This window comes from Bacillus sp. FJAT-22090, assembly GCF_007676755.1.
In the GTDB taxonomy this organism is placed as follows: domain Bacteria; phylum Bacillota; class Bacilli; order Bacillales_A; family Planococcaceae; genus Psychrobacillus.
Map to the genome: position 1 here is coordinate 355,155 of NZ_VEBK01000003.1, position 24,682 is coordinate 379,836.

Annotated in this window: 24 protein-coding genes; 9 read left to right on the top strand and 15 right to left on the bottom strand. The window is 33.8% G+C overall.

Translation table 11 applies throughout. The features are described 5' to 3' along the window. Nucleotides 1-42 precede the first annotated feature (42 nt). The 5 genes from FS486_RS06635 to FS486_RS06655 all read right to left on the bottom strand — a co-directional run bounded on the left by FS486_RS06635 (nucleotide 43) and on the right by FS486_RS06655 (nucleotide 4,834). Nucleotides 43-429, bottom strand: a complete 387-nt coding sequence (locus FS486_RS06635; protein ID WP_144510528.1) for a DnaJ family domain-containing protein — start codon at nucleotides 427-429, stop codon at nucleotides 43-45. A gap of 20 nt (nucleotides 430-449) precedes the next feature. Then, nucleotides 450-893, bottom strand: a complete 444-nt coding sequence (locus FS486_RS06640; RefSeq protein ID WP_144510529.1) for a PH domain-containing protein — start codon at nucleotides 891-893, stop codon at nucleotides 450-452. Nucleotides 894-905: 12 nt separating this feature from the next. Beyond that, entirely contained in the window at nucleotides 906-1,985 is a 1,080-nt protein-coding gene (locus FS486_RS06645) for an AI-2E family transporter (RefSeq protein WP_144510530.1), read from the bottom strand. A gap of 1,096 nt (nucleotides 1,986-3,081) precedes the next feature. Further along, nucleotides 3,082-4,521 (bottom strand): DEAD/DEAH box helicase, encoded by a 1,440-nt coding sequence (locus FS486_RS06650; RefSeq protein WP_144510531.1) that lies wholly within the window; start codon nucleotides 4,519-4,521, stop codon nucleotides 3,082-3,084. Nucleotides 4,522-4,537: 16 nt separating this feature from the next. Continuing rightward, nucleotides 4,538-4,834, bottom strand: coding sequence for an AraC family ligand binding domain-containing protein (locus FS486_RS06655; RefSeq protein ID WP_144510532.1), 297 nt, complete (start codon nucleotides 4,832-4,834; stop codon nucleotides 4,538-4,540). A 127-nt stretch (nucleotides 4,835-4,961) separates the two neighbouring features. Between FS486_RS06655 and FS486_RS06660 the strand changes: the two genes are divergently transcribed. Next, entirely contained in the window at nucleotides 4,962-5,183 is a 222-nt protein-coding gene (locus FS486_RS06660; RefSeq protein ID WP_144510533.1) for a DUF2187 family protein, read from the top strand. Here the strand turns inward: FS486_RS06660 and recQ are convergent. Both recQ and FS486_RS06670 read right to left on the bottom strand, forming a co-directional pair. Then, nucleotides 5,168-6,934, bottom strand: coding sequence for a DNA helicase RecQ (recQ, locus tag FS486_RS06665; protein ID WP_144510534.1), 1,767 nt, complete (start codon nucleotides 6,932-6,934; stop codon nucleotides 5,168-5,170). The two genes, FS486_RS06660 and recQ, sit on opposite strands and share 16 nt — an antisense overlap. Nucleotides 6,935-6,977: 43 nt before the next feature. After that, nucleotides 6,978-7,208 carry a hypothetical protein gene (locus FS486_RS06670; protein ID WP_144510535.1) on the bottom strand — a complete coding sequence of 77 codons (231 nt, stop codon included), beginning with the start codon at nucleotides 7,206-7,208 and terminating at the stop codon, nucleotides 6,978-6,980. A gap of 491 nt (nucleotides 7,209-7,699) precedes the next feature. Between FS486_RS06670 and FS486_RS06675 the strand changes: the two genes are divergently transcribed. The 4 genes from FS486_RS06675 (at nucleotide 7,700) to FS486_RS06690 (ending at nucleotide 14,388) form a co-directional block, all read left to right on the top strand. Then, nucleotides 7,700-7,879, top strand: coding sequence for a gallidermin/nisin family lantibiotic (locus FS486_RS06675; protein WP_144510536.1), 180 nt, complete (start codon nucleotides 7,700-7,702; stop codon nucleotides 7,877-7,879). A 113-nt stretch (nucleotides 7,880-7,992) separates the two neighbouring features. Beyond that, the gene (locus FS486_RS06680) at nucleotides 7,993-11,178 is read left to right on the top strand and encodes a lantibiotic dehydratase (RefSeq protein ID WP_144510537.1); all 3,186 of its coding nucleotides are present in this window, start codon (nucleotides 7,993-7,995) and stop codon (nucleotides 11,176-11,178) included. Continuing rightward, nucleotides 11,172-13,010 carry an ABC transporter ATP-binding protein gene (locus tag FS486_RS06685; RefSeq protein WP_144510538.1) on the top strand — a complete coding sequence of 613 codons (1,839 nt, stop codon included), beginning with the start codon at nucleotides 11,172-11,174 and terminating at the stop codon, nucleotides 13,008-13,010. The genes FS486_RS06680 and FS486_RS06685 overlap by 7 nt, the downstream gene beginning before the upstream one ends. Before the next feature lie 10 nt (nucleotides 13,011-13,020). Further along, on the top strand, nucleotides 13,021-14,388 hold the full coding sequence (locus FS486_RS06690; RefSeq protein ID WP_144510539.1) for a lanthionine synthetase C family protein: 1,368 nt from the start codon (nucleotides 13,021-13,023) through the stop codon (nucleotides 14,386-14,388). 189 nt (nucleotides 14,389-14,577) lie between these two features. On the opposite strand, the gene FS486_RS06695 is transcribed toward FS486_RS06690, so the two are convergent. The 6 genes from FS486_RS06695 to FS486_RS06720 are packed head-to-tail and all read right to left on the bottom strand — an operon-like array spanning nucleotide 14,578 to nucleotide 19,755. Then, nucleotides 14,578-15,285 (bottom strand): response regulator transcription factor, encoded by a 708-nt coding sequence (locus FS486_RS06695; RefSeq protein WP_144510540.1) that lies wholly within the window; start codon nucleotides 15,283-15,285, stop codon nucleotides 14,578-14,580. A gap of 13 nt (nucleotides 15,286-15,298) precedes the next feature. After that, nucleotides 15,299-16,765, bottom strand: a complete 1,467-nt coding sequence (locus tag FS486_RS06700; protein ID WP_144510541.1) for a sensor histidine kinase — start codon at nucleotides 16,763-16,765, stop codon at nucleotides 15,299-15,301. Beyond that, nucleotides 16,744-17,445 (bottom strand): response regulator transcription factor, encoded by a 702-nt coding sequence (locus FS486_RS06705; RefSeq protein ID WP_313956979.1) that lies wholly within the window; start codon nucleotides 17,443-17,445, stop codon nucleotides 16,744-16,746. Before FS486_RS06705 ends, FS486_RS06700 begins: the two co-directional genes overlap by 22 nt. Before the next feature lie 3 nt (nucleotides 17,446-17,448). Then, nucleotides 17,449-18,216 (bottom strand): hypothetical protein, encoded by a 768-nt coding sequence (locus FS486_RS06710; RefSeq protein WP_144510542.1) that lies wholly within the window; start codon nucleotides 18,214-18,216, stop codon nucleotides 17,449-17,451. Nucleotides 18,217-18,226: 10 nt separating this feature from the next. Further along, on the bottom strand, nucleotides 18,227-19,039 hold the full coding sequence (locus FS486_RS06715; protein WP_144510543.1) for an ABC transporter permease: 813 nt from the start codon (nucleotides 19,037-19,039) through the stop codon (nucleotides 18,227-18,229). Then, the gene (locus FS486_RS06720; RefSeq protein ID WP_395940841.1) at nucleotides 19,036-19,755 is read right to left on the bottom strand and encodes an ABC transporter ATP-binding protein; all 720 of its coding nucleotides are present in this window, start codon (nucleotides 19,753-19,755) and stop codon (nucleotides 19,036-19,038) included. The genes FS486_RS06715 and FS486_RS06720 overlap by 4 nt, the downstream gene beginning before the upstream one ends. Before the next feature lie 236 nt (nucleotides 19,756-19,991). Here FS486_RS06720 and FS486_RS06725 point away from each other — a divergent pair, with 236 nt between their 5' ends. The 4 genes from FS486_RS06725 (at nucleotide 19,992) to FS486_RS06740 (ending at nucleotide 22,717) form a co-directional block, all read left to right on the top strand. After that, nucleotides 19,992-20,345, top strand: coding sequence for a hypothetical protein (locus FS486_RS06725; protein ID WP_144510545.1), 354 nt, complete (start codon nucleotides 19,992-19,994; stop codon nucleotides 20,343-20,345). A 376-nt stretch (nucleotides 20,346-20,721) separates the two neighbouring features. Then, nucleotides 20,722-21,912 (top strand): class I SAM-dependent rRNA methyltransferase, encoded by a 1,191-nt coding sequence (locus FS486_RS06730; RefSeq protein ID WP_144510617.1) that lies wholly within the window; start codon nucleotides 20,722-20,724, stop codon nucleotides 21,910-21,912. A 169-nt stretch (nucleotides 21,913-22,081) separates the two neighbouring features. After that, nucleotides 22,082-22,408 carry a hypothetical protein gene (locus FS486_RS06735; protein ID WP_144510546.1) on the top strand — a complete coding sequence of 109 codons (327 nt, stop codon included), beginning with the start codon at nucleotides 22,082-22,084 and terminating at the stop codon, nucleotides 22,406-22,408. Nucleotides 22,409-22,432: 24 nt separating this feature from the next. Next, complete coding sequence (locus FS486_RS06740; RefSeq protein WP_260858038.1) at nucleotides 22,433-22,717, top strand: hypothetical protein; 285 nt, start codon at nucleotides 22,433-22,435, stop codon at nucleotides 22,715-22,717. Nucleotides 22,718-23,048: 331 nt separating this feature from the next. Here the strand turns inward: FS486_RS06740 and FS486_RS06745 are convergent, their stop codons facing one another. Both FS486_RS06745 and FS486_RS06750 read right to left on the bottom strand, forming a co-directional pair. Then, entirely contained in the window at nucleotides 23,049-23,870 is an 822-nt protein-coding gene (locus tag FS486_RS06745) for a squalene/phytoene synthase family protein (RefSeq protein ID WP_395940837.1), read from the bottom strand. A gap of 78 nt (nucleotides 23,871-23,948) precedes the next feature. Continuing rightward, nucleotides 23,949-24,680, bottom strand: coding sequence for an SDR family NAD(P)-dependent oxidoreductase (locus tag FS486_RS06750; protein WP_144510547.1), 732 nt, complete (start codon nucleotides 24,678-24,680; stop codon nucleotides 23,949-23,951). Nucleotides 24,681-24,682 lie beyond the last annotated feature (2 nt).

The following is a 24,682-nucleotide window of genomic DNA, read 5'->3' on the forward strand; positions in this document are numbered from 1 at the left end:
ACAAAAAAAATAGAGCTCTCATCGAACTGAGAACTCTATTTTTTACCACCACTTACTTGCTGCTTCGATTGTTTCCAATCGAACGACACCTTTTTGCATAGGAGGTGGACAAGATTTATTGTATTCAATTATTTTTTCATTTACTTTTGTTACGCGAAATTGCAAGCCTTCCTTACTACCGTTTGTATATTTTTCAGCAATGTCTTGTAACTCATCGCGTATCGAGTGCTGAAGTTTTAACCAATGTGGTTTATACCCAGCATCTTTTGCGATTTTCTGAAAATGTTGAAACACGTCTCCGGACAAGTATTCTTCTGATAATGGCTTTCCTTGCCCTTTTAAATTATCCATGCCGCCTGTTTTTTCATATTCTCTTAAGATATCCCCGATTAAATCATTACTTGGTTTATTGAAGCTGTCTTTATCCATTTGCCGAAACCTCATTTCTTTCAATGAATATGCGGTGCTTTTTCAGTTAAAACCTGTAAAAATGTTACTTGCTCTTTAGGTGATATTATCACACTTCCCATTAAAGCCTTTTTATAATGAATTTCAAGTGCATCCTTTGATGAAAGAATACGATATCCTGCAATAATATTCGTTGTTGGATTCACTTTTGTTATATCCTCATATGGAATTTTACTACGGAATGGACCACCTCGAACAAATAGGTATTCATCTGTAAATGTATACTCAATGTCAAAGGAAATCCATACTATAAAACCTGCACATAAAAGAAACAATCCAACCGTTATCCAAACCGCAGTCATATCAGGCGATTTTGTAAAAAATAATTCAAATACTGCTGGCAAGAGTGTTGCCAATCCAATTATTGCAATTGCTACCGATATAAAGGTTATAAAAGTATTATCTCGTTTTGACCTAAACGTCATCGTTCCACCTCGCTAGACGGATTCCGTTGCCGCATCCTTAATACTTTCCCGATGGACATAAATATTTTTTAATACCGACTTCACTACTGCGTAAGTTGGTACCCCTAAAATAATTCCCCATAGCCCTGCAATATTACCTGCTGCTAAAATAATCGTAATAACGGTTAATGGATGAATATCTAAAGATTTCCCCATTACATTCGGTGTGATGAAATTACTTTCAATCTGTTGCGAAACAAGCATAATAATCGCTACATATATCGCCATTTTTGGCTCTTGGATTAACGCAATAATAATGGCCGGTACAAGTGCAATATACGGCCCTAAAAAAGGAATAACGTTCATCATCATGCCAAATAAACCGAGCAATAATGAGTACTGAAGACCAATTGCAAAATAACCGATGAAGAGCATAACACCAACTAAAAAGCTGACAAACAACTGACCTTGAATATAAGAACGTAATGTATCGTCTATATCAGCTAAAGTCTTGCGGATCCAAGTTCTTTTGTCTCCTTTAAAAAAGTTGGCAACAAAAGGAGCAAATTTTTCATGATCTTTTAACATATACACTAGGAAAAACGGTACTAAGACAAGCAAGAATACTCCTTGGAATACGTTTTGTATAAACTTGATCAATAAAGAGCCTGTTGCCACGGCGATCGTATCCACTCTGCCCGACACTTCATCAATTGTCTTTTGCAATGACTCTGGAAATCTATCTTGTTGAGCAAATACATATTGCGTTAGTTGTTCTACATCTTTCACAATTTCTGGTGTATTTTTAACAAGTGTATTCACTTGCTTTGTAAGAGGTGGGCCAACTAATGCATAGAATCCCCAACCTAATAAACCAATCACAATAAACACAGATAGAATACTCGCCCATCTCGGAGTTTTTTTAGACTCTAACCACTTTAAAAGCGGTCTTGTTAAATAAAATAATACGCCACCTATCAGTAAAGGCATAAAGATTGTTTGTCCAATAATAACTAGTGGTGAAAAAATGCTTTTCACTTTCATAAACATAAAAATGATTAATAATGTCAATAGTATTGCCACGCCTACTTGAAACCAACGCTTGTTTGCCATCCATGCTCACATCCTTTCCTTTTCCTTACTTAATAGTTATTACGTTTCTCCACTATGGAGGTTTCACTTTATTATGTATCTTACCATTTTTAACTGTAAGCTGTATGTAACAACCAGATTGCCAAATGGTATATTACCGTCTGATCGAACATTTATCGAAAACGAGCTCGGAGTTTAGTTAGCTCCAAGCTCGTTTTAGTGAACTAATCGTTTCTCTGTTGCAACCCTACACGTAATGCGTTGACATAGGAATATTGCGCTTTATAGGGAAAATGCGACTTAACAGGCAACCGCTATGATTTTCTCTGCTTGTGGACGCTTTCCGCCGAGTGAGCGATGAGCCCCCCCTCGCCGCTTAAGCGTCGTTGGTGTGTCTCATTTGCCCACAGCGGAACAAAGGCTAAGATCGTCACATCGTGTGGCAACACCTTCGACCAACATCTTGTTGGCCTCGGCAGGAGTCGCCTCCAGCAGAGAAAATCAAAGAAAATTGCTTATCTTCCAGTATCGACTTGCTAAAAAATATACCTTTTTCTCGTACGGGAGAATCCGATAAATAAACTTGGGTAACCAATCGGTTGTTTAAAGTAGAGAAAGCAGATTATGATTTCCCGACATGATAGGGACAATGTGTCGCATATTGGTTGCTATCCCAGCATAAAAGTTCCATCTATTCAAAATGTTGCGCAATATTGAATGGACCATCTTATTCATGTTGATTAAGCGGATACTATAGAGGAAGTGCATGGTAATCAGTGTCCACTAGCCTTTACATAGAGAATTGGTTGCGCTCGTTGTCGATTTGGTTGCTTCCAAGCGCAAACTGGTTGCGTTGCCTACTGAATTGGTTGCTTTCAAGTGACAATTGGTCTCGCTAAGCCATTTCCTTACTTTTAATGGCTAATAAATACAGATAAAAGCCTCTATTTTGATGGATTGAAGCGAAAAGGGCGGCGGCTCCAGTGGGATTAAGTGAGTAAGATGAGACTTCACAGGCGGCCGCGTATGCGGACGGTGAAGACTCATCGCTCACCCCACGGAAAGCGTCGGACCTTCAGTGGAAATCCAAGCGGACACTTCCTTACGACGCACTATTCTATTTATGTGCTATATGCACTTTGAGCTGTTTACCTTTAATCGTAGTGTTTCTCATCGTCTTTAAAACAAGCGGACCTTTGCCATTCAAAATTTCGACATATGTCACATTATCTTGGATTGTAATGATGCCAATGTCATCTGCAGTCATTCCATTTATTTTGGCAATGGTCCCTACAAAGTCCACTGCTCGAAGCTTCTTCTTTTTACCGCCATTGAAGTATAGTTTTGTAATATTGGCATTAAGCTGTTCACTTTTAGATTTTTTTAATTCTGGTTGCTCTTGCATCTTCAAGTCAAATGCAGCACGGTTTCTCGATACTGTTTCCGCGGATAACTCGGGACCGTTCGGGATTTCAAAGCCTATGAATGTTTCAATTTCTTTTACAAATTTATCTTCATATGGCGTTGCTAGCATAATCGATTTCCCACTACGCCCCGCACGACCAGTTCTTCCAGTTCGGTGGACATAACTTTCTTGTTCAAGTGGAACGTCATAGTGAACAACATGTGTGATGTCTTCAATATCGATACCTCGAGCTGCAACATCTGTAGCGATCAAGTAACGGAAATCTCCTCTTTTGAAATCATCCATCACTTCAAAACGATCTTCCTGCATCATTCCACCATGAATTTTATCTGCCGTGTACCCTTTTTCGTCTAATATATCTACAAGTTGTTCCACTCGTTCTTTTGTTCGACAAAAGATGATACAACTGTCTGGGTTTTCAATAATCGTTAGTTTTTCGAGGAATGAAACCTTAAGTTCCTCCTGCACTACATACTTCACATGCTCAATATTAGGAGCATTATCTTCGGCAGCATTGATTTCAATTGAAATGGGTTGCTTCATATACTTACTACTCAACTTTTTAATCTCATCAGACAAAGTAGCTGAAAATAACATCGTTGTGCGTTTTGTAGGAAGCAATTTAATGATTGATGTAACTTGCTCTAAAAAGCCCATATTCAACATTTCATCTGCTTCATCGATCACTAAATATTCTATTTTGGATACATCTAGTGTTCCTTTTTCGATATGATCTAGGACGCGACCTGGCGTTCCAACGACAATATGTGTTTTTTGCTTTAGTGCTAGTTTTTGTTTAGCGAATGGCGATTTCCCGTATAGGGCTAGTCCTTTTATCCGTTTATATCGTCCGATATTCGTTATATCTTCTTGTACTTGAACAGCTAACTCCCGTGTAGGTGTGAGGACTAGTGCCTGTGGTTTGTTTTCTTCCCAATCGACAAGTTCACATAATGGGGTTGCAAATGCAGCCGTTTTTCCGCTACCCGTTTTAGATTTCACAAGTATATCTTGCTTTTCTAAGGCAATAGGAATAACCTTCTGTTGTACTTCAGTTGGCTCTGTGTAGCCTAGTTGTTCTATGGCATGTAAAATCTTTTCATCTAACTTTAACTCTTTAAAATGCACTATGCATAATCTCCTCTTACTAACTAATTTTAATTACTATTATATCTGAGTCTTCTACCGCTTTTAGTGCGTGTTTTTCAAACGGATTCATATGAAGAATGTTTCCAGTTGTTACTAGCTGTTCTACACCTTCAACTGTAAATAGCACTTTTCCTTTTCTCACAACAATCAGGACATATTCTTTTGCATCATGCTCTTTTATTTCTTCTCCTGTTCGCAATTGAATATTCATCACATGATGTTGATCGAATTGAATAACTTTCGACACAAGTTTCTCTTTTTCTTCCAACAAATATGGCGTTTCGACTAATTGCATTCGAATTCTACCCCCATCTACTTCGTATTCTTCTTTTAATAACCCCTTTTTCATATAATAGCAAGATATCTATGGTATAATAGAAATATCGCTATTTGCGTAATAAAACTAGAAAAGAGGCAAATACATGAGTTTCCAACGTCAACCAAAAGAAGTTTCAGACTTCGTAGCAGCACGGAAAATTGATGAGAAGATCTCTTTTTCTCGCAACGATCACGAAGTACAAGGTACTATTTTCAAAATTCTAGAACACTCAGTTATTGTCGAAATATCTACGGAAGATGCGAAGAAGATTAATGTTCCTTCTAATTTAACAGTAGTATCACATAAAAATTATACGGTGATATAACGATTAATCTCTTCCAGAAAGGCTTTTCCGTATTTATCTCTTTTATTTGCACCTACACCGTGCACCTCTAATAATTCTTCTTCGGTTTGCGGACGCTTTACACACATATCTTGTAGTGTCTTATCAGAAAAAATAACAAACGGTGGTACACTTGCCTCGTCCGCAATTTTTTTCCGAAGTATCCTTAATGCCTCAAATAACGGATCACTTTTCGCAATTTGTTTCGTTACTGCGACTCCCTTACGCATTACCTGCCTCTTTCCAAGCAATACATCTTTTCCTTTATCCGAAACGTATATTGTAGGCAAACTTCCATGGTTAACTAATAGTATACCTTCCGAAATCATAAACTCCATTAATCCAGAAACTTCTTTTAATGACTGATTCTTTAATATTCCGTAAGTCGATAGTTTCGTAAAACCAAAATCCATTACTTTTTTGTTTTGAGAACCTGTTAAAACTTGGGCCGTAATTGTTTTCCCAAATTTTTGTCCCATCCGAACGACACAAGATAATACCATCTGTACTTCTTTTGTAACGTCCTGCACTTCTCTTGCATCTGTACAATTTCCACAACGCCCACATGACTCCGCATCTGGTTCTCCGAAATAGGTGACGATAAACTGCTGTAGACAATTTTCTGTATGGCAGTAATCGACCATCCCTTGTAGCTTTTCTAGCTCCCCTGGAATTCTCTCCCGATCTAAAGCTTGATCAATTAGGAATCGTTGTGTTTGCACGTCCTGTGATGCATATAACACGACACATTCACTCGGAAGACCGTCACGACCTGCCCTACCCGCTTCCTGGTAATAGCTTTCCATGTTTTTAGGAAGCTGATAATGAATGACGTATCGCACATTCGATTTATCGATCCCCATTCCAAATGCATTTGTAGCAACCATTACTTGTGCTTCATCCGTCAGAAACCGCTCCTGCTCCTTGTTACGAAAAGCTTCTGGTAATCCCGCATGGTATTTCGCTGTTCGTACCCCAGCCTTGTTTAATAATTCATATAGCTGATCCACCGTTTTCCGTGTTGCAGCGTAAATAATACCTACCTCTTGAGCATTCTTTTTAATAAATTCTTTTAGAAATTTATTTTTATCTTGTCCAAGCACGACCGAAAAGGATAGATTGGAACGCGCAAAACCTGTAATCACTGTATTATCCTCTTCTATTTGAAGCAAACGACATATATCTGCACGAACGTCTGGAGTCGCAGTAGCTGTTAACGCTAGAACAACCGGCTCCGTTTCAAATACATCCTTTAATCGATGAATGGCACGATAGCTTGGTCTAAAGTCGTGACCCCATTGGGAAATACAGTGCGCTTCATCAACTGCGATTAATGGTACTTTTACATGTTTTAATTGGTTCAAAAAGCTTGGAGACTCTAATCTTTCAGGTGCTATATAAAGTAAACGATATTGCCCATTTTGTACTTCTTCCATCGTTTCTCTTACTTCTTCTACTGTTAATGTACTATTGATAAAAGTCGCTGAAATGCCTGCTTGTATTAATGTATCTACTTGATCCTTCATAAGAGAAATTAGAGGAGAAATAACAATTGTCGTCCCATCTAATAGGAGCGATGGAATTTGGTAGCAGAGTGATTTCCCACCACCTGTAGGCATGACACAAAGACTTGACTTATTATCTAACACAAAGTTAATAATCGTTTCTTGTCCTTCTCGAAACGAATCGTACCCAAAGTAATCTTGTAGTAATTTACGTGCATTTTCCAGCATTCTAGTACCTCCTATCTTGTTAAGAAAAAAAGGAAAACAGATTTTACTTTCTGCTTCCCTTTTTGTTTACGTCCTGCTGATTTGGTTTCGGGTCTACTTTTTGTACATCAGACCCTAAAAGTACATATCCCAATCCTCCCGATACAATACAAGCTCCTACCGTGATCAGTAATTTATGTAAAAATGGTACTTCACTATGATCTTTTTGGAGAATCCAAGTAGCAAGCACAGCCACTACAACCATAATCGGAATAACAACTTTCGATTTTTTCACGACGAACTTCCTTCCTTACACATGTATAGTATATTGTACCACAAGAATAGAGTTAGAAAGGGAGTTGAACTGCGTAAAAATCGCAACTTTTTGTCACGTTTTATATTGTTTATCCTTGGAGACTACCGAAATAGTTTAAACAGGTAGCACCAGTCATAGCTGAGGCATTAAGTTGAGTGTTGGTTCTACTCAGTCTGAAAAATATTTGAAGGGACCTTTAATAACGAAAGGGACCTATTCAACGTTTCTAAAGATACTGGCTATTTATTTGTCAGTTAAATGTTCTAAACGAAAATAGAAAATGTTAAGTCTATAATTCTATTAGTAGTTGTAGGGTCCTTTTTAGTAATTTCTATAATTTAACAGAAGTGTAATTTTGTAAAGAAATATAAAGAAAAATATAATATTCTAAATTTTCTATACTAGTGTATTTTTAGTAAACTATAATAACTGTGATGGCCCGTCAAAATAGAAAAAAGGAGGAAATGAGAATGGCAAACAAAGACTTATTTGATTTAGATTTACAAGTTTCTAAAACGGATGGTACTGTAACACCACAAATTACAAGTTATATGTTATGTACTCCAGGTACATGTTGGAAAACTTGTAAAGGCGATGCAACACTAAACTCAAATTGCTGTATCGGTAAGACAAGCGTTACTTGTGCATAAACACACAAAAAAATAGTTCAAAAGATAAATACAGAAGAAGCAAATAAACTTCTTCTGTATTTATCGTTTCCAGTAGAATCTGATATTTATATTTATGAATATAGGAGGATAAAATGACTCAACAACTAATCAGTAAAAATACATTTCAACCACTAAACTTTTTTATGGTTCGCTCACCATTACTATCCTTAAATTTTTATCATAACTTATTTTCCGATTCCTCTGATAACCCCTTAGACTATTCAAAGGTAGTTTCAAATATTAAGAATTTCTCTACAACATCGTTTATTCAAGAGGCAATTCTAGTTTCGAGTGGTTCCCTGTACAATTCAATTGCTAATTGGGAGTCAATAACCGATCCCAAAAGAGACAAAAAAATAATACATTCCCTAAATAGATACCTTATTAGAATGTCTACAAGACCAACACCTTTTGGGCTGTTTTCCGGTATAAGTTATGGATCTTTCGATAATTCAACAAGTTTCAATATAGGTAACATTAAGGAACATCAAAAAAGAACTAGACCCGATATGGCATGGCTCCTATCAATTATAAGTAAATTAGAAACTGAACCCACTGTTATAGAACAATTACGGATACATAAAAATTCAATCACTTATTCTAGTGGTTCTAGATATAAGAATCCATATAATTCTCAAGGGGGGCGACAAACAACTGTAAACTCGATTGAAAGTATCTCTATTAATAAGAATGAATTAATTGAATTCATTTTTAACTTAACTGAAGAGTCCATTGATACACGTGAAATAATTAGTTTAGCTATTGAAAAATATCCGATAGCTTCAAAAGACAAGATTCTAAAATTAATTTCACAGTTAATTGAAAAGGAATATTTACTAACCAACTTACGACCACCTCTTACAGATAAAGCGCCTTTCTTATATTTAATTGACCAATTGAAAAAAATTAAAGGAAAAGAAGAATTAACAGAAAAAATTATTAAGATATTACAGCTAATAACAGACTATGATAATACTAAAATAGGTGATGGCTTAAATATATTAAAAGAAATAAATAATGAAATGAATGAAATAGAAAAAACTAAGAATTTGTTACAAGTTGACACAAGAATAAATACTTCAACAGTAAAACTAAATTATAAAGTTAGCGAGGAGATTTCTAAACTTGCTGAAACGCTTTGGAAAATTTCACCGAACAGTATAGGTTTAAAACATATACAACAATATAGAAATGAATTTATCGAAAAATATGGGATATACAGAGAGGTCCCTGTTCTTGAATTACTTGATGAGGATCAAGGACTTGGGGCTCCAGCCACTTATACAAACCCAATGAGTAGTAAAGAATTAAGCGGCGGTAATAATTCAATATTTGAAAGAAAGCAAAACTATTTGCTAAATAAATTAATAGAAGCGATAAATTTAAACGAAATAGAAATATGCTTAAATGAAAAAGATTTAAAAGAACTTGAATATGAAGATGCTGAGAAAAAAGTAGCTCCTAACTCTATGGAACTGTATGGGAATATAATTGCTAAAAATCAGGAAGATATCGATAATGGAGAATTTAATTTTGTTATGGGCACTAATTCAGGTTCAGATAGTGCTGGCAAAACATTTGGAAGGTTTTTAGATATTATAGATAATCCAATAATTGAAGAATCATTTTCAACTAATAATCATGATGATGATAAAGTTTATGCGGAGTTAGTTTATTTACCTACTGTAGGTAGATCAGCAAATGTAATTTTAACAAAAAATCTATGTAATTATGAAGTAGTTATTGGTACAAATTCTTCTAAGGAATCTAAATACACAATTCCAGTTTCTGATATAATAGTTGGCTCAACTCTTAAAAGAATGTATTTGAAATCAAAAAGCTTAGGGAAGGAAATTGTAATTACAGTCAATCATATGCTTAATAATAGATCAGCGCCAAATATTTATAGATTTCTTTCTGAAATATCGAATGATGGAATAAAACAATGGTCACCTTTTTATTGGTATTCATTAGAATACTCGACCTTCTTGCCAAGAATAAAAGTGGGGAAATCGATAATTTCTCCTGCTACATGGAACATTAATCAACAACATATATCGATGTATAAGGGAATGAAATTTACTGAGTGGATGCAATCCTTTAAAAAGTGGTCCGATAAATGGAATATGCCCCGATGGGTTTATCAAACTATTGGTGATAATAGAATATTACTTGATTTAGAGAATACACTTCATCTAGAAGATTTATATACGCAAATGGGAACTCTAAAAATGGATGAAAACGTTACCTTGTTTGAAAAGGAAGATAATAGCATTATAAGCTGGATAAAAGATACGGATGGTAATAGTTATAATGTTGAATATGTATTCCCTTTAGTACGAACTTATGATCTACCTTCATTAAACTTGGATAAACATAATAACATAATAAAGCCGATAAGTAGTGCTAACAATGTAGTAAGAAAGTATCCAGGAGGAGACTGGTTGTATGTAAAACTATATGGAAGTAGCTCTAGAGAAAATGACCTAATTTGTTATTATTTGAAGAATTTTTGTGATGAAATCCTTGAACAAAATCTTGTGGAGAAGTATTTTTTTATGAGATATGCTGATCCTGATAAACATATAAGGCTAAGATTGAATGGTGATAGCGATATGTTATATCAGAAATTACTTCCTTTATTACATGACTTTTTCAAATCTCTAACAAATGAGGGTCTACTAACCAATGTATCTATTGCAACTTATGACCGAGAAGTAGAAAGATACGGTGGAATATCGTTAATAGATAAAGCTGAAACACTATTTTATCATGATAGTAGATCTGTAGAGGGGTTACTTTATCTCCATAGGTTTAGCCATACAAATTTAGATTTGGACATAATAGCTACTGTTAGTGTTCTTCATTATTTAAAGAGTTTCCGTTTATCTTTTAGTGAACAATTGGAGTGGTTAGACAATACAGAAACCCGAAAGGAATACCTAAAGGAATTTAGAGAAATAAAGGATACACTCATTCCCCTGAGTCTAGATTTATATGAGGAACCAAACCTGAATATTGAAGGCTTAAGAGAAATATTGAAAGCAATAAACCTTAGAAAAGACGCTCTCGAAATATATATAGATGATGTATATATACATGATAAAGAAAATACCTTACTAAATTCACTGTTCGACATTTTTGGAAGTGTTATTCACATGCATCTAAATCGTCTACTCGGAGTAGATAGAGAAAGAGAGAAAAAAGTAATGACTCTTGCTAGGCATACTTTGTATAATTCCAAGTATCTAAGAGAAAGAAAAGCTATAACATGGTAAATTCAGATGTAAATTTTAAAGAAGTCATAGCATCTTTTAAAAACTGGCCTAGAGTTTTCAAGCTTTTGTGGAAAACCGAAAAAAAATCCCTAATTATAATTCTTATGTTAAGTGTCCTGGGAGGGCTTAGTCCTTCCCTAATTTTGATAGGAAATCAGTTCTTAATTAATAGTGTTTCGATTGGATGGGAAAAAGGTTTTCACTTAGTCATCAAAGGGTTGGTATTACTAGCAAGTATTTATATATTGCAGTTAATAATTTTACAAATAAATGAATATGTAAAAGGTGTTTTTGCATTAAAACTGGCTAATCATGTTAATATTATTATTATGGAAAAATCTTTAAAACTTACTCTAAAAGATTTTGAAGATGCTAGTATATATGATCAACTCCAAAGAGCACAAATGGAAGCATCCAGCAGACCCTTTGCAATATTTAATCAAATTCTCTTTATCCTAAGCAGTTTTGTTACGTTAGTTTCTACTGCTATGATTTTAATACTTTGGAAATGGTGGCTAGTTCTATTACTATTAATCATTCCTTTGTTGTCGTCATTATCGTTATTAAGATTAGGAAAAAAAGAATTTAATGTAGAATGGGAAAGAGCACCAACTCGAAGGAAATCATGGTACATGAGTTTCTTATTGACTAAAGATGTAAACATTAAGGAAATAAAGCTTTTTAACCTAGGAGAGCATCTTTTAAAACAATACAAAAAAATTAATACCGATTTCGTAAATGTCGATAAAAAATTACTTTTTCGACGTACTATTTTGACTTCTGCTATTAATATTTTAAATCAAATTGTAGTTACACTCTTAACTCTATACATTTTAATAGCTGCTCTGAGCAATCAAATTATGATTGGAACTATGGTTAGTTACATTCAAGCATTATCTTCAACCCAGAGTACAACTGGCACCTTGTTAAATCAAATCTTTTCAATGTATGAAAATAATTTATATATGGAACAATTATTTTCATTTTTAGATATTGAAGAAGAAGCCCATGATCAAGATGATAATATTAGTAAGATTGAACTTAATAATATAAATTCAATTGAATTTAAGAATGTATCTTTTAAGTACCCTTACCAAGAAAAGTATTCACTCGAAAACGTATCTTTTCTTATCAAAAAAGATGAGGTAATAGCTATTGTCGGGAAAAATGGTTCGGGGAAAACAACCTTAGTTAAATTACTAACCAAACTCTACATGGACTATTCAGGAGAAATTCTAATTAACGACATTCCAATAAACCAATATTCTACTAAGAGTCTTCAGGATAATATTGGCGTCTTATTTCAAGACTTTATAAAATATGAACTTACGGCAAGAGAAAATATTGGATTTGGCAAATTAGAAAGCCTTCAAAATAATGAAAGATTATTTGAAGCAATACGAAAATCGGGTATCTATGATAAAGTAAATGATTTACCACAAAAGCTAGATACTCAATTGGGAAGATGGTTTGCTGAAGGTCAACAATTGTCCGGTGGTGAATGGCAAAAAATAGGTATTTCTCGAGCTATTGTTAGAGATGCTAGTTTATATATTTTAGATGAACCAAGTTCAGCTTTAGATCCTAATGCAGAAAAATACTTATTCGAAAGCTTTCACAAATTAATAAGTGGAAAGATTGGGATTTATATTTCACATCGCTTTTCTACTGTTAAAAACGCTACAAGGATTCTTGTATTTGACGAAGGAAAAATTATTGAAAATGATACTCATACAAACCTTATGAAACAAAATGGGGTATATGCAGAACTATATAATTTACAAGCATCTCCATATCTATATGAAAATTCTTTCCATCTTATAGAAGGGTAGGTTTTAATAATTGAATAATGTAATTACTGAAAAAAGTCATAAGCAGCATAGTCAATTAATGACGTTAGTTTTAGATACAGCTACAAAGATGTCTGATTCAAATATAGTCAGGCAATATTCTAACGCAGAAGAGAATATTATAGAAATCGAAGGTAGAAAATTATTACCGTGGAACGATACTTGTCTTTCCCATGGGTTACCAGGGCTTTGTATTTTATTTGGAGAACTAGATAATATGTTTCCTAATGATGAATGGGATGTAGTGGGACACTCTTTGATGGTTGAAATTCAGAAAAGAATCGAAGAGCAACCTATTATTTCTTCCTCTACTTTTAGTGGATGGGCAGGAATCGGCTTTGCTGCACGAGCTCTATCAAGGAACGGAACTAGATATCAAAAGTTTATTAAAGAAGTTAATCAAATAATTGTTGAGCAAGTTAAGATGAAACTGGACTATATAACACAACAAAATGAACTTTCCTCCACTGGCGCTGTAATGAATGATTATGATGCTATTGAAGGATTATCCGGAATTGGAAGATACCTGTTATTTTATAGCGATGAACCCAATATTAGGGACATCGTTCATGAAATACAAAAATATTTAATTGGTCTTACAAAAGAGATTTTTATTGATGGTCACCAAGTTCCAGGTTGGTTTATTTCAAATTCTAATCAGTTTTTGGATGCAGATAAAGAAGAAAACCCTATAGGTAATTTTAATTGTGGACTTTCACATGGAATTCCTGGTCCTATGGCTTTTCTATCTCTATCTATGATCGCCGGATTAGAAATAGATGGTCAAAAAGAAGCAATAAATAAAATAGGAGATTGGCTAATTGAAAAAGTAATCGATGATAACAGCATAATTTACTTTCCAACGCATGTTAGCTGGGAAGCAGAAATTACAGGAGAAAAAATAAAATCCCCAAATAGAGATGCTTGGTGTTACGGAACACCTGGTGTAGCAAGAGCTCTTTATCTTGCTGGAAAAGCCTTAAATAATAAAGCATATATTAACATATCGCAACAAGGAATTAGTTCAATATTTAAAAGAAGTGAATCAGAAAGAGATTTGACTTCTCAAACCTTTTGCCATGGTCTAAGTGGGTTATTACATATAACCGAAATAATGAATAATGAGTTTCAAGACAAGGATCTTTTCCTAGAATGTGAAAAACTGAAAGAAACAATAATTAATGGGTACAATGAGTCTTCGCCATTTGGTTTTCAAGATATTGAGTATATTGGATCAAAGGCAAAGTATATGAATAAGGCTGGGATGTTAGACGGGACAACTGGAATATTATTATCGCTTTTATTTTATAAAAATAAAAAAAGCTACACAGATTGGGATTCTTTGTTCTTACTAAATTAACAAACAGGCTGCACACTCTTATTCAAAAAAAATAGCCGATATTCTTTGGAAATTATCGGCTTTCTTCATATGAAAATTTGCTTTGCTTATGTATTTCACTAGGTAGAAATCCATTTTTAAAATGAAGGAAATAAAGAGTGTTGTGCCTCGCTCTGGTTCAAATACGTACCGCTCTCATTGTCTATAAGATTAATTTCCACCCCATCTATAACCTACCCCCCAAACCGTTTGAATATAACTGGAACAATTAAAATACTTTAACTTTTTTCTAATTTTTTTAATATGCTCCGTTACCATATGATTTTCAAAGTAAGGGGAGTTACTTCCCAAAATACCACTATAAATTTCCTCACGTGTAAACACTCTGCCAGGGTTCCGACATAATAATTTAATTATTTCAAATTCCCTATTTGTAAGCTTGATTTCTTCGTTCTCGTAAAAAATTTTATGTTCAAGTAAGTTGATATTTATTTTTTCATAACTTATGACATTCTCAGTGCTAGTTTCATATTTATTTGATACTCTATTGATTCTTCTCATATGCGCATCAACTCTAACTTTTAACTCTTTTAAGCTAAAAGGTTTAACTATATAATCATCGGCACCTACTTTAAATCCGTGAATTTTTTCTTCTTCTTTATTTTTTGAACTAAATAGTATTAAAGGAATATCAATCTCTTCACGCAGAATTTTAATGACTTCATAACCACTTAAATCAGGTAACATAATATCAATAAGTATGAGGTTAGGATGAAATCTTCTAGCTTGAATGATTCCTTCTACACCTGTATTGGAGTATTCCACCGAGTACCCATCTGTTGCAAAACTTTTACATAGAAGAGAAGTGATGCTAGGTTCATCATCTATTATTAGTATTTTTTTTTCTGGAGCTATCAAGATAATATCCCCTTTATTTATTATTTTTTAAATCATTAGGTATCATGAAGTAAACGTGTGCGCCTCCAAGTCTACTACTATTTTCTGCATGAATAGTCCCCTTATGTTTCTCAATAATCATTTTAGCGCTGTACAAACCCAACCCTGAGTTATTTTTGTTAAGTTCCTTGTTCTTTGATTCCTGAAAGAATTTGAAAAATATATTCTCGATAGACGTTTCATTAAAACCTACACCCGAATCGTAAGCATGAAACATCAAACCATTTTCTTCCAAAATTACAATTACTTCAATTCTACCTTCTTTTGGAGTAAAACGAAGACTATTTATCAAAATATTGTCGATTACTTGGTGAATTTGTTCTGAGTCCATAAAAAAGTCTCTTATGTTTTTGGAATTTTTAATAGAATATTTAAATGCAATATCTTTCTCTTGAATAATGTATTTAAAACTTTCCAACTTCTCAGTAAAATACTCTTCGATTCTTATTTGACTGAAAGAAGAACTCAGTGATAAGTTACCCAATTCATTAATAACGTTTATTCTATTAATTAATGCAGACATTCTATCTGCAGTTGAGTCTATTATCTGTAAGTATTCGAACAATAACTCTTGGTCTTTCCATAAGCCCTCCATCAATCCTTCAGAATGTCCTTTTATTATGGTTAGGGGCGTCTTTAAATCATGAGATATCGTCGTAATATAGTTTCTTTTTTCTTGTTCTAAATTCCATGTTTGAAATAAACTCTCTTCCAATTCATATCTCATCTGTTCAAAAGCAAATATTAAATCTCCGATCTCATTATTACTCTTATAATTTAGTTTAAAATTTAAGTTTTTATTTTTAATATGGTTTGACGCTGCTATCAATTCTTTAATTGGTATTGATATTCTTTTACCTATTATAGATGCAAAGAGGATAGTCAATAATACAATATAAATAAAAGGACTAAAGATTACTAAAAGAGCTAATATGAAGGGAGTTAATGAATTATACGATAGCTTAATCTTATAGTTTAGGCCCACAGCACCTCGTAATTCCTCTGCTTCATTAAATATAGGAATATAATAAATAAATTCATTAGGGTCATTGCCTTTCTGAACTTTTAAGTTCAGATTTTTTTTAAGTGGATTTTGTTCGTTGATGTAGGTTTCTTTTAAAGTTCCATATTTAAACTTCCCACTAGCATCAAGTACCTGATATTTTATACCTTCCTCTGGTATGATTTCCTCTAATTCTTTTTGTCCAACTAGGGTTAAAAGTGTTGCCCCGGTATCGTCAATATAACTTTCAATAATAGGAATTTTCTTTTCGTAGTAATTAGCAGGTAATATTATGTCCTGTCCATATTTGACCCACCATGTGATACTTAAAATGAGAGTTAATATGGTAAAAAAAACACTGGCTATAATAATAGTTAAAAATCCCGTAATTAATTGAGTCTTTATAGATTTATTTTTCAACACTTCACTAATACCCACTTATATCCTATTCCCCAAGAGGTTTCAATGTATTTATAATTTGAATCTGCGGTACCTAATTTGAATCTTATCTTTTTTATATGTTCTACTACTGTTGTTAGATCAGAATCATTCATATAGCCCCATACTTGATTAAACAATTGCTCTTTTGTGAGGACCTGTTTTGGATGCAAAGCAAGTGTCTTTAATAATTGAAATTCAGTTTTTGTAAAGGGAACTACTTCATTCTTAATTGTCACTTCATACTTTTTCATATCAATCTTCAGGTTACCAAATATTAAGACTTCTTCAATTACACTATCTTCTTTTGCTCTTCTTAAGTTGGCTATAATTCGTGCTTTGAGCTCCTTAATGCTGAAAGGTTTGTTTATGAAATCATCTCCACCAATCATTAGTCCTTCAATTTTAGAGTTTTCACTACTATCAGCACTAATAAAAATAATTGGACAATTGAAATACTCCCTAATTTGCAGGCACAAATCAAAACCGTTTATGTCAGGTAGCATGACATCTAATAGAATTAGGTCTATTTCTTCCTTAAGCTGCTTAAGTGCATCAGTTCCATTAAAAGAAACTATTACATCATACCCCTCGAGCATTAATGCATTTTTCAAAAAGTTAATTATTTCTAGTTCATCATCTACGATTAGTATCGTTTTTCCACCACTAATTTGAATCACCCCTTAATCATATACATCTTTTTTACTCCAAATTAAAATAGTTATAAAGAACCCTATAGTTATTATAATACCATTAATAACAAAAAACGTTATATTCCCATTATTTATTAGATTGAATGTGTATTCACCAGCTATTAGAAAAAAAGAAAAGTTATCACTTATATAAAGTGAACCAACAATTAAAGCTAATATGATTATAAAATTTAGAACTGTATTTGAAAAAATGGAACATACAACATGTGCAATGATCATAATTGACATGAAAATTACGAATAATACACCGTAATACTTAGCCGTATATAAAAGCGCTCCAATTTGATTTAAATTTTCATGATTAAGTATTGATACAGACTTTACTTGCTCGGCACTAAAACTTCCATAGATAAAACTAACAACGAACCCAGAAATTAAAAACAACAAAACAATAATGAGTTGAGATATTATTTTGGAAATTACAAATTCTATTCTCTTACCCGGCTTTATCATGACCATTCGATAAGAACCTGAACTTACTTCACCGCTAAAACTATCGATGAATAATAGGGGGAATATCAATAAACTGAGGATAATATAGACTTCTTTGGCTACAAGTACCGGTAAATTTAAATTATTTAACGGTGCTTGCGTTTCCCGATTGTAGAAGCCCATATCAAAAAATGATAAAAAAGCACTACTTCCAATTATTATAATTAGATAAGCTATAAATAAAACCAGTGTCTTTTTCCTAAATAATGCTCTTTCTAATTCACTTATTGTCAATGCTTTTAGCATAATAATCACCTCATATAAAATTATCCTTTTTATTTGATAAGACAATTGAAACGAACATACTTATAAACGAGTAAAGTAATAAAACGGCTATGTTCCAAATTAATATGTGATTGTTTCCAGCTAACATCAGAACCAGTCCTTGGTGTTGGATCATCGTTATAGAAGAAAACATTACATAAGGGATAGCCATATTAAAGCTTTGTAAAACTGTAGGATAAAGTAATGAAATTATTAGGAAACCCATACCAAGACCTATCGCTCCCGTAATAGACTTACTTAAAGAGGAGAGCATTATATATACACTAGTCATAGTTAATAAACTAATATAAGCAAGAATGTAGTATTTTATATTGTAAAATATCACACCAATCCCAGATGTAGTTTTTGAGTGAAAAAATAATAGTATTTCTTCCTTATAATCAAAAACAATAAAACCAATAACATAACTAAGCAAAAAATATATGGACATAAAAATAAAAAGGAAAATGGCGGTCGTTAATACTTTCGCCAATACAATGCTCCGATAAGTATAAGATTTTTGAAGAACGAGTCTTAGTTGGCCTGTATGGTATTCCTGTGCAAAAAGTAAAACTACAACTACTAAGGCTACAACATTAAATGTCAACATTAACTGCTCTGATAAACCCATAATGGGAAATGAGTTTGCAGTGGTAAATTCAGGGACACTTTCCGAAACAAAATGGTTATTTTCTCTGTAATATTTAGCGGAAAATACGAGAATTAAAGGAATACTAACCAAAAATAACCATGTGCTTTTTTTAAGAAATAACCTTTCTAATTCGACAAAAATAAGCTTTTTCATCCGCTCATCATCTCTAAAAACATATCTTCTAGATTTTTATTATCTCCTTTTTTAAGCTCCTGCGTCTGTCCATTCCAAATAATTGACCCATCTTTAATCATCACCCAGGAATTACAGATCATTTCTAATTCTTTTATAAAATGACTTGATATTAAAAAAGTTATACCTTGGTTGTTCCTCAACTCTAGGATGATTTCTCTTAGTTGCTTCATCCCCATAGGATCTAATCCGTTTGAAGGCTCATCAAGGATAATGAAGAGCGGATCACCTAAAAGTGCTTGTGCTATACCCAACCGTTGTTTCATACCAAGTGAATAGTTTTTTACTTTATCATCCGCTCTCCCTTCTAGACCTACCGCTTTAAGCACATCGTTTACTTTTTCCTTTATGTTTTCTGAAGTGATTCCTTCCGTTAATCGGGCGAGATTCATTAGATTTCTACGTCCAGACATGTATGGAAAGAATACAGGGGACTCCACAATAGCACCAACTTGTTGCAGTGCTTTCCTTTTGTTGGTTTGAACATTAACTCCATTTACAAAGATTTCACCTTTTGTAGGATTAATAAGACCTGTCAACGCTCTTATTAATGTTGTTTTTCCAGAACCATTTGGACCCACAAAACCACAGATATCACCCGTATCAATACTGAAAGATATGTTATTAAGCAGTATGCGGTTTCGAACTTTCTTGCTAACTTTATTAATTTCTAACATTTTCTTCACCAGAATAATCTCCTCCTTTTTTTACAGAGTAACCATCAAATATAAAAAAAGTATAAAGAAACAAAAATAATACAAACACGCCCCCTGATTAATCAAATTCATCTAATTGTTTATTGGAAATTACACAATTATAAAGGAGCTTTTATGTAGAAATTGTTTTAATAGATGATTTTCGTAAACAAAAAATAGGATAGGTATTGAGCGGGAACCACCCTGAGTATTATGAAATGAAAGTTGACACAAAAACTTTTCGCTCAGGAGGAAAATCTGGTTTATTAAAGGCAATAGCAAATGTCACAGAAAAGGAATTTGCAACAATGATGCAGAGCTTTCAAGCAAAGAAATACAAAAGAAAGCGAATTAAATTGTCTGGGTATTTAAAAACTGAAAATGCTACAAAATGTATTGTTTGGATGCAGATTGACAATCAAGATGGCGATATTATTCAATTCGATAATATGAATCAACGCAGCATTAAAGGTTCAACGGAATGGAACCAATATTCGATTGTATTAGATGTGCCAAAAGAAAGTTCTTTTATCCATTTTGGTGTACTCCTCAGAGGAAGGGGGAAGGTGTGAATTGACAGTTTTACATTTGAAAATGTAGATATCCATACGCCAACAACAAATATGATATAAAAAGAAAAACTACTGGGACACCCTTCTAATTTATCATTTACAGAGTGATGACATGTACGTTGCAGCATACACTATATATAATAATATTATCGAAGGCATGCTGCTATAGTTAAGAAATTTAAAAATACCTCCTAAATTAGCATGGATATTTAGACCAACATAGAAGTTTCTACTGATGTCTTGGGAAAAGAATTATAAAAGGACACAATAGCACTTTTATTGCGTTGAGAATTATTTATTCAATTTAGCGCTTTTCTTTTTTTAAATGGTTTGATATGTGATAATGAAAGAAAAATGAAATTCGAGGATACCTATGATGCGAAAAGAACTAGATATAAAAGTAAAAGACTCCCTAGCACAAGATTTACAGAAAGGAGTTCCGATCCTACTGAAAGACGGTTTTACCGACATAGATTCCTTAAACGATGGAGCAATTATAAAACTACGTAACCCTTCCGACAAGTTTGTTGGAAAAGGATATGTCGGAAAGCAAAATAAAGGGATAGGCTGGCTTTTGACTAAAAATGAAAATGAGCCAATAGATACTGCTTTCTTTCATAAGAAAATAACTACAGCGATTAAACAGCGTACAGATTACTTTGATAATAAGGATACAACTGCCTTCCGTGTATTTAACGGAGAAGGTGATGGTATTGGTGGCTTAACGATTGATTATTTCGACGGGTTTTACTTAATTAGCTGGTATAGCGAAGGGATCTATTCCTTTAAAGATACGATTTTGGAGGCTTTGGAGACAGCTGTCTCCTTTAAAGGAATTTATGAGAAGAAACGTTTTGATACGAAAGGGCAATATTTAGAGGATGATGATTTTGTTAAAGGAGAACGTGGTGAGTTTCCACTGATCGTAAAAGAATATGGACAAAATTTTGCTATTTATCTGAACGACGGGGCAATGGTTGGCGTGTTTTTAGACCAACGTGATGTTCGTAAAACAATTCGAGACTCTTATGCGAAAGGAAAAAATGTCCTTAATACCTTTTCTTACACTGGGGCTTTTTCTGTTTTTGCTGCAGCAGGTGGTGCAAAAAAAACAACAAGTGTGGACCTTGCAAAACGAAGCTTAAGCAAAACGACCGAGCAATTTGAAGTGAACGGTATCGATGCAGCAAACCAAGACATTATTGTTATGGACGTATTCGATTACTTCAAATATGCTAAACGAAAAGAATTAGCCTTTGATATGGTAATTCTTGATCCTCCAAGCTTTGCACGTTCAAAGAAATATACATTTAGCTCTGCGAAGGATTACACTAATCTTTTAAAAGACGCAATCGCTATTACAGAGAAGAACGGGATCATCGTAGCATCTACAAACAATGCAACATTTGGAATGAAAAAGTTTAAAACTTTTGTAGAAAAAGCTTTTAAAGACATTAATCGTAAATATTCAATTGAAGAAGAATTTTCACTTCCTAGTGATTTTAGAACCTCCCCTCTTTTCAAAGAAGGAAATTATTTGAAAGTATTGTTTGTGAGAGCAATATAATATAAATCCTTTACGCAGCGCCTGAAGATATCTTCTGGCGCTTTTTACATTTGTAAAATAAATGAAACTATTATCATTAACCTACGTAAAATTACTATGTATTTAGAATTGTCCAAACTTAAACAAAAGATTTCAGATACACAAATAAATTTTCGGAGGGGTAGTTCTTATGAAAAAAAGTTATATTGTGTTAACAACAATAGCTATCGAAACAGTGGTACTTTGGGGAGTTTCGCTTTTTTTCGAATGGGGTTTCATTGATACAATATTTTTAGGGGGAATTGCTATATTCGGTTGTGTTTGGTTGTCTCAGTTGTATTTTAACCAAAACAATAATCAATTTAATGGCTATACAAAGGGATGGACTGGGCAAAACAGCGGTGGTATAAAGCAATTTCATTTCAAAATGTCCCCCATCACTTTGGGTCTTTTAATATTTGCAGGAATCAGTTTTTTTATAACTATTATTATGTATTATCCTTACTTTTTAAGTTAAACCAAAACAGAATGGAGTTTTAAAATGAGCAATGCAATTGTTCTTGCTAGTTTAATAATCTTTGGTGGTGTATTTCTTGGATTTATTTTGACTTTGAAAAAGAGCATTAAAAGAAAGTTAATCATTTGGGGACTTATTACCATTTTTATTTTTACTCCATTTTTCGGTTGGATCATTAGCATTACTATTGGAATTATAGAAGGAGACGGATTTGCAGCGGTTGGAATGATGATGTTGTTGTTCCCTGCATTTTTTATCATTGGTATAGTTCTTTTGATTGTAGGTTTTTTTAGAAAAGAAGCTTTTTAACCTATGTTAGACTTCCAGCTACCTATGTTGCATTAAGTAAGTCATTACCTATATGGTTGCTTGCCAAGTCGCATATTGATTGAAAAAAGAGAGAATATTCGCTCCATCCAATTTATTATTAATCATCTAATTGGAATAGTTGCTTTAGTTTTATATGTGGTTGTTTTTTACATATGCCTTTTTAGAAGAAATCGAACAATGGACATTATAAATTTTAATACGGGAGAATAACAGCAAACCTTATAAGTATTGGTATTTGAAAGGCAAGGAGATTGTATATAAAAAGGAAAAGTCCTTAGAAGAAAATATAACCTCCTAGGGACTTTTATCATTAAACCTCGGCCTGCACTTCTTCCACAGTTGCTTCTACTTCCGCGCGAGTCATTTTTTCTTTTCCACTCTTCAAAGCTTTTAAAGTTTTATGTGCAAGTGCTAGTGGTAGCTTGCAAAACAGGACAATGCTTTTTCGGTTAATACTTTTAATGTATTCGTCTGCCCTTGCTAAATTGCCTTCCGCATAGTGAAACATGTCTTCACGGGTCCAGCCCTCTGGGAAAAACTGTACTCCTCTTTCGCTATCTTCGTCTTTGTTTCGCAGAATATTTACTGCTTGAAGTCCTCGACCGTATGCAATTGCCAGTTCTCGGTCCGTATCTATATCTGCATTCCACTTCCATAAGTCAGAAAGCATCACGCCTACAAGACCTGCGACATAATATGTATACTCATCAAGATCTTCTTTCGTTTTCACTTGCCAATTCTTTTCTACCCATTTGGCCATCCCTTCGGCCATTTCACTTGTAGATTCTTTTACCTTATCTACTAAGTCGGTTGGACAAATAGTTAGCCAATCTCCTAGTCTCAAAGATACCTCTGGAAGTATATCCTTATAAGGCTCCACTAGCTGTCTGTATTCTTCGGCATCAAATTCTGTTTTCAACATTTTACTCGTTTCACGCAATAATGCTTGTTTTTCCTTCGATCCTAGTGCTTCGTGATCCTCTATCTCATCAATCGCTCGCATGCATAAATAAGCTGAAGCTACGGCCTTCTTTAGTTTCGGTTCCAAAAAAGTGATTGGGATATAAAATGTTCTGCTTGTTTTTTTTAGCATGTCCATTGCTTCTTTTTGTAAGGCTGTTCCTTCACGCACTACTAGTCCTCCATTTCACAATCAAATACTCTACGTACTATTGTATCGGATTTTCATGAAAAGACAAAATGACTTCCTTTATAGATTACGTAAATCACTTAGCACATCTATTTGATAGAATTGATCACTTTCGATTAGTTGAATAAGTGTCGCAGCGACGTCTTCTGGACTACTTAACTTTCCAGTCGTTTTATAATCTTTAAATCGGTCAACTAGAGGAAACGCTGATTCTTTAGATTGACGTATTGTTCCCTGCATATTCGTGTCAATTATTCCTGGAGCAATAGAAATTAACCTTACTCCATTTTCCTTTTTCAATTCTTCCAAGTGCACTGCTTCTGTAAATCGATCTAGTCCAGCTTTTCCAGCACAATAACTGCTCCAGCCTTCATAAGCATTGCGACCGGCTCCAGATGAAATTTGAATAACCTTTTTCGGAATAGCCTTTTCCGCTAACATTTTAATAAATGCATTCGTTAAAATCATTGGTGCTGCTAAATTAACGGCAATACTTTTAGCAACAAGATCACTGTCCAGCTCTCCAGCCATTCCTATTGGTTCAATTGTTCCCGCATTATTGATGAGGGTGAAGGAAGTTGCTTTCTCGACTGTCTCATAAACGATCTTTTCCATTGTGTCCCCGAGTTTCGAAGTTACCGCTAAATCAAATAGAACATGGTGATAATTCTCATGCTCAATCCCATTTTCTCTTCTTGCAATCCCGTAAACCGTCTTGCCCAATTTTAATAATTGATTGGTAAGCTCTAAACCTATCCCGCTCGTAGTACCGGTAATTATATAAATATGCATTT

What these genes read in the sequence shown, in the direction of transcription:
- FS486_RS06675 (WP_144510536.1), top strand. Translation starts at nt 7,700, where the DNA reads ATGGCAAACAAAGACTTATTTGATTTAGATTTACAAGTTTCTAAAACG.
- FS486_RS06640 (WP_144510529.1), bottom strand. Translation starts at nt 893, where the DNA reads ATGACGTTTAGGTCAAAACGAGATAATACTTTTATAACCTTTATATCG.
- FS486_RS06720 (WP_395940841.1), bottom strand. Translation starts at nt 19,755, where the DNA reads ATGTTAGAAATTAATAAAGTTAGCAAGAAAGTTCGAAACCGCATACTG.
- FS486_RS06660 (WP_144510533.1), top strand. Translation starts at nt 4,962, where the DNA reads ATGAGTTTCCAACGTCAACCAAAAGAAGTTTCAGACTTCGTAGCAGCA.
- FS486_RS06655 (WP_144510532.1), bottom strand. Translation starts at nt 4,834, where the DNA reads ATGCAATTAGTCGAAACGCCATATTTGTTGGAAGAAAAAGAGAAACTT.
- FS486_RS06725 (WP_144510545.1), top strand. Translation starts at nt 19,992, where the DNA reads ATGAAAGTTGACACAAAAACTTTTCGCTCAGGAGGAAAATCTGGTTTA.
- FS486_RS06680 (WP_144510537.1), top strand. Translation starts at nt 7,993, where the DNA reads ATGACTCAACAACTAATCAGTAAAAATACATTTCAACCACTAAACTTT.
- FS486_RS06730 (WP_144510617.1), top strand. Translation starts at nt 20,722, where the DNA reads ATGCGAAAAGAACTAGATATAAAAGTAAAAGACTCCCTAGCACAAGAT.
- FS486_RS06710 (WP_144510542.1), bottom strand. Translation starts at nt 18,216, where the DNA reads ATGCTAAAAGCATTGACAATAAGTGAATTAGAAAGAGCATTATTTAGG.
- FS486_RS06635 (WP_144510528.1), bottom strand. Translation starts at nt 429, where the DNA reads ATGGATAAAGACAGCTTCAATAAACCAAGTAATGATTTAATCGGGGAT.
- recQ (WP_144510534.1), bottom strand. Translation starts at nt 6,934, where the DNA reads ATGCTGGAAAATGCACGTAAATTACTACAAGATTACTTTGGGTACGAT.
- FS486_RS06715 (WP_144510543.1), bottom strand. Translation starts at nt 19,039, where the DNA reads ATGAAAAAGCTTATTTTTGTCGAATTAGAAAGGTTATTTCTTAAAAAA.
- FS486_RS06645 (WP_144510530.1), bottom strand. Translation starts at nt 1,985, where the DNA reads ATGGCAAACAAGCGTTGGTTTCAAGTAGGCGTGGCAATACTATTGACA.
- FS486_RS06735 (WP_144510546.1), top strand. Translation starts at nt 22,082, where the DNA reads ATGAAAAAAAGTTATATTGTGTTAACAACAATAGCTATCGAAACAGTG.
- FS486_RS06685 (WP_144510538.1), top strand. Translation starts at nt 11,172, where the DNA reads ATGGTAAATTCAGATGTAAATTTTAAAGAAGTCATAGCATCTTTTAAA.
- FS486_RS06740 (WP_260858038.1), top strand. Translation starts at nt 22,433, where the DNA reads ATGAGCAATGCAATTGTTCTTGCTAGTTTAATAATCTTTGGTGGTGTA.
- FS486_RS06750 (WP_144510547.1), bottom strand. Translation starts at nt 24,680, where the DNA reads ATGCATATTTATATAATTACCGGTACTACGAGCGGGATAGGTTTAGAG.